The sequence below is a fragment of the Streptomyces sp. NPDC059003 genome (genome assembly GCF_042740445.1).
Lineage (GTDB): Bacteria > Actinomycetota > Actinomycetes > Streptomycetales > Streptomycetaceae > Streptomyces.
Genome location: NZ_JBHYJH010000357.1, coordinates 1 through 3,976, shown reverse-complemented (window position 1 = coordinate 3,976; position 3,976 = coordinate 1). Strand labels below are relative to the sequence as shown.

The following is a 3,976-nucleotide window of genomic DNA, read 5'->3' as shown; positions in this document are numbered from 1 at the left end:
ATCCAAGCCAACCACACGCTGTTGACCTGCGACCATTCAGGATGAAAGAAGTTCACCTACGAAGCATCACGTAACATGAACCTGGCCGCATAACCACACGAAACGGCGCCTACTTCCCAGGTGGAAGGCCCGAATACGGAACCAACAGGGCCCCTCAGACGCCAGTGTGACGAGTGAAACTACCACACCAACGACCAGGAGCCCTGCCCTGTCACCCAAGACCCACCTGACCAGGCCTTTCACCCTCCCAGCGGCAAGATGAAAAAGGCTCATTCGGCAGTTGGTTACCGTCCTCCGCGCGAAGTCCACGCCGAGTACCTGAAGTTGCGCATCGCGGCATAGAACCATCACCAGATGCCTGTCCGGAAATCGCGAGGCCCCTCACCCATCGGGACCGCATGACATCGAAATACCCTCGCCCCCGGCACGATGGCACCCCCAGCTGAAAACCTCAGAAGCGTGGGTGGTGGATCTGAAGCGGGTACATCATGGGCAGCGCGGACACGCCGCCGCATGCCGTACTGCGGCGGCGGCCGCGAGGCGCCCGCGGCTCCCCTCCACATGGCCCTCGCACACCGTCCCGGCGGGCGCCGGGGTGCGCGGGAGTTCACCCCGGCCTGGAACAGGCCGACTGGGACGAAGGGCCCGGAGCCGTCGTGTGTTCGCACATCCACAGCTCATGCCGCCCGGTGCTATCAAGGCGCTTACCCCGGGGATAGCCTGCCCCAACCGTCGCGCGGAATACGGGTTTCAGCCGTTGTCGCCTCGTGCCGGGCATTCCTGCCATACCTCCCTGGTCACCCTGTACACCGGGCGTCTGCCGGTCGTTGCCGTACGCCGGGCGCGTGCTGCCGGGCGCCGTGTCGTGCGCCGTCTTGATGCGCGGGGCAACGGGTATGGTCAGGGTGTGGGCCGATCCTTCAGACGGCCTGGTGGGAGCCCCGGCGCTGGGGCTCTTGTGCGGTATCACCGGTACCTGGGGGGGCCGTGCAGGGCCGTCGGCCGGTCCATAGTGGTCTTGCCCCGCAGTGGGCCCATTCCTCCCCGTTACCGGGGCAAGACCACCCAGTGGGGCCGGATGCCCTGGCTGTTGGCAAGAACTGCCCCTCGACTGGATGGACACCAGCATGCCGCTCACCGTCCCCGCCGACCCGGACTCCTGGCACCCCGTCGCGGTCTGCGCGTGGCTGGCTAGCATCGAGGATGACCCCGTAGCCGGCGAGGAAGATGTCCCGCAGGCCCGCGCGGTGGCGGCTGTGGCCCTCATCGGCCGGTGCCCCGAGCCCGCAGAAGAAGGGCGCCGCCTTCCTCGACGACATCGGCCAAGTCCCCGAGGGCACAGTGGTGTTGCGATCGATGCCACCTGCCCGCTGGTCACCAAGCTCCACAAGGAGGCCATCCGCTACGCCACCGCCGACACCAAATCCTGCTGATCGGGCACGAGAGACATGAGGAGGAGGTGATCGGCACCCTAGGTGAAGCTCCCGAACACGCCACTCGCGTGGACGGCCCCGGCCACACCCAGAGCCTCGAGGGCGCGACTCCCCCAAGGTCGTGTGGTTATCCTCCGGCATGCCTACCGCGCCTTTCCACCGCTGAGGGTCCATCGATGCGCGTTCGACTCCCTTCCGCCCAGCAGCACCTGCAGACCGGAAGAATTTGATCACCAACTGCACCCCATAGCGCCACTGCACGCGGTACGAGCCGCACTATGCCGCACTCGACACCACCCTCTACGACGTCGAGTCACGCAAGACCGCACATTCCACGCCACGAATCACCAGGCCCTGCAGACCTTTCGGAAGCACAGGGCTCCCGTCTACCCCAGACCCCGGCTCGCGGTTCCACGATCCTCGAAGCCGTCGAGCACATGACGTCGGTGGAGCGGACGGCACGTCTGCAAGGCATCTCGTACTCAGCTGCGGGCTACCACCGCACGATCAGCAGGCCAAGCAGTGGAAGGAGTACCGCCACGGAACGAGAACTCCTAGCCAGACTGAGCTATCCCTCTGCGGCCCTAGCCAATCCGAACGCGGCAGCAATCCAGGAGCACACCAAGCGGGAGTGGATCGACGGCGAACTGCGCGTCCTGGTACCGGCGGAGATGGCCGAGCCTTTCAAGCGAGCCCGCACGGGATACATGGCCACCTGGGAGCGGCTCCTCCCACTGGCTCGGATGATGCTGTTCTCTCTGTACCAGGACGACACATACGAAGGGCCCACCCCGACGTCGTACGGCGCCTGCGTGCGTTTACGGTCGCAGCGGCGAGGGGGGGTGGCCGCAGAGCGCACCAGGGTGATGCTGGCACCACTAGTCGCCGCGCTCCGGTCGGAGCTGCTCTGTTACCTGTCGGCCACATCGGTCGACCGGTGGGCCGACGAACTCGATCTCTACGCCGAAGGGCTGCTTCCCGAAAGCACCTGGCTGCACGACGGGACCCGCCCCTCCCTCGCCAAGCACACGGCGATGCGGGAGAAGGTGCTGATGATCCACCCCTTCCTGGCTATCAAGGAGGTGGAGACCTGGGCCGTCCTGCTCGCCACGGTGCACGACCACCCGATGGTGAGGACGCTCAAGTCCCTCCCCGTCCGGATCACCGGCTGGATCAATGAGTTCCAGTCCTACGGCAAGGAAGAATATGCACACCGGCATGGGAAGCGTCAACCTCATCAACGTGTTGGCCCACGAGCACGACATCGACGCCCGGCCAGCGTGGCAGCGTGCGCTCGCCCTACACGACCGGGAACTGGCCGAATTCGTCCGCCTGCAGTCCACTCTGCCGGACTTCGGCGACCTGCACGACGCGGTCGCCAACCACGTCCACCACCTCAGCTTCGTCATCTTGGGCTGGCGCGGGGTGGACGCCTACATCCAGAGCTATGACCGCGACTCCTACGCCTGCGACAACCAGAGGTAACCGTGTACCTAGACCACATGCCCGCCTTCCTCCGCCTCGAGGAGTATCGGCTGCCCGACGTCTTCTATCCGGGAGACAGCTGCCGGTACGCCGAGAACACGGTCCGGCAGTTCGACCGCTGGTGCCGCGAGCTGACACACCTGAGCCCGCAGGCACGGGAGCAGGTCGTCTCCATGGAGATGGGGTACGCGACCGTGCACTGCCACCCGCACTCCACCTCCCCCGAGCGCGCGCTCGCCTGTGCCCTGCACCTGCTCTGGACCACACTGTTCGACGACTACTTCGGCATCTGCGAACCCACCCGGCTAACCCGCACTCAGGACAGGGTGGTCTCCATCCTGCGTGGCTCCCCGGAACAGCCAACCGATCACCCTCTGGTGCACAAGGTGGCCCAGCTGCGAGACCTGTGCCTCTCGCTGGCCCCGCCCGGCTGGTTCGACCGCTATATCCGCTCCGTGGAGGGCTACTTCTACAAGGGGCTCACCACGGAGTCGGCGCTGCGCCGAGAGCGCCGGATCCCCACCTTCGCCGAGCTCGAGCGGTTCCGGCCGCACACCATCGTGCAGATCCCCTACCAGCGCATGGTGGAGATCGAGCTCAACCTTGGTCTCCCCGAGGACATCATCACCCATCCGGTGATCGCCCGGGCCGAGCACCTCGTCGCCCGGCTGGCCGCCTGGCAGAACGACGCCTTCTCCTTGATGAAGGAGCTCGCCCGCCCCGCCGAGGTGGGTGACGTCATCAACCTCGCCCTGGTGCTCCAGCACGAACGGGGCCTGACCCTGGAGGATGCCTGCACCGCCATGCTGGAGGTCTACACCGCCGACGTCCAGGAGCTCCTGCACCTCTACGAGCACCTCCCATCCTTCGGCCAGCACCAGGAGGCGGTCCGGAACTACGTCCGCCACCTCGCATACACGGTTAGCGGACTGGAGACCTGGTACCTGGCCCACGGCAGCGCGCGCTACCTCCCCGACGGCAACTGGGTCGACGAGTACGCACCCTAGTGAGCCGGTCCGGAGATTCGTGTGCAGTAGCGGCAGATGCGGTCGATGATC

At 66.0% G+C, this 3,976-nt stretch carries 2 protein-coding genes and 2 pseudogenes; all 4 read left to right on the top strand.

Annotation, left to right across the window (positions count from 1 at the left end):
- Positions 1-1,349: 1,349 nt before the first annotated feature.
- A pseudogene (locus tag ACFWZ5_RS45325) lies at positions 1,350-1,566 on the top strand (4-hydroxy-3-methylbut-2-enyl diphosphate reductase); the annotation flags it as partial.
- Positions 1,567-1,711: 145 nt separating this feature from the next.
- A pseudogene (locus tag ACFWZ5_RS45320) lies at positions 1,712-2,578 on the top strand (terpene synthase family protein); the annotation flags it as partial.
- A gap of 73 nt (positions 2,579-2,651) precedes the next feature.
- On the top strand, positions 2,652-2,918 hold the full coding sequence (locus tag ACFWZ5_RS45315) for a hypothetical protein (protein WP_384893051.1): 267 nt from the start codon (positions 2,652-2,654) through the stop codon (positions 2,916-2,918).
- A gap of 17 nt (positions 2,919-2,935) precedes the next feature.
- Entirely contained in the window at positions 2,936-3,925 is a 990-nt protein-coding gene (locus ACFWZ5_RS45310; protein ID WP_384893048.1) for a hypothetical protein, read from the top strand.
- Positions 3,926-3,976: the final 51 nt, after the last annotated feature.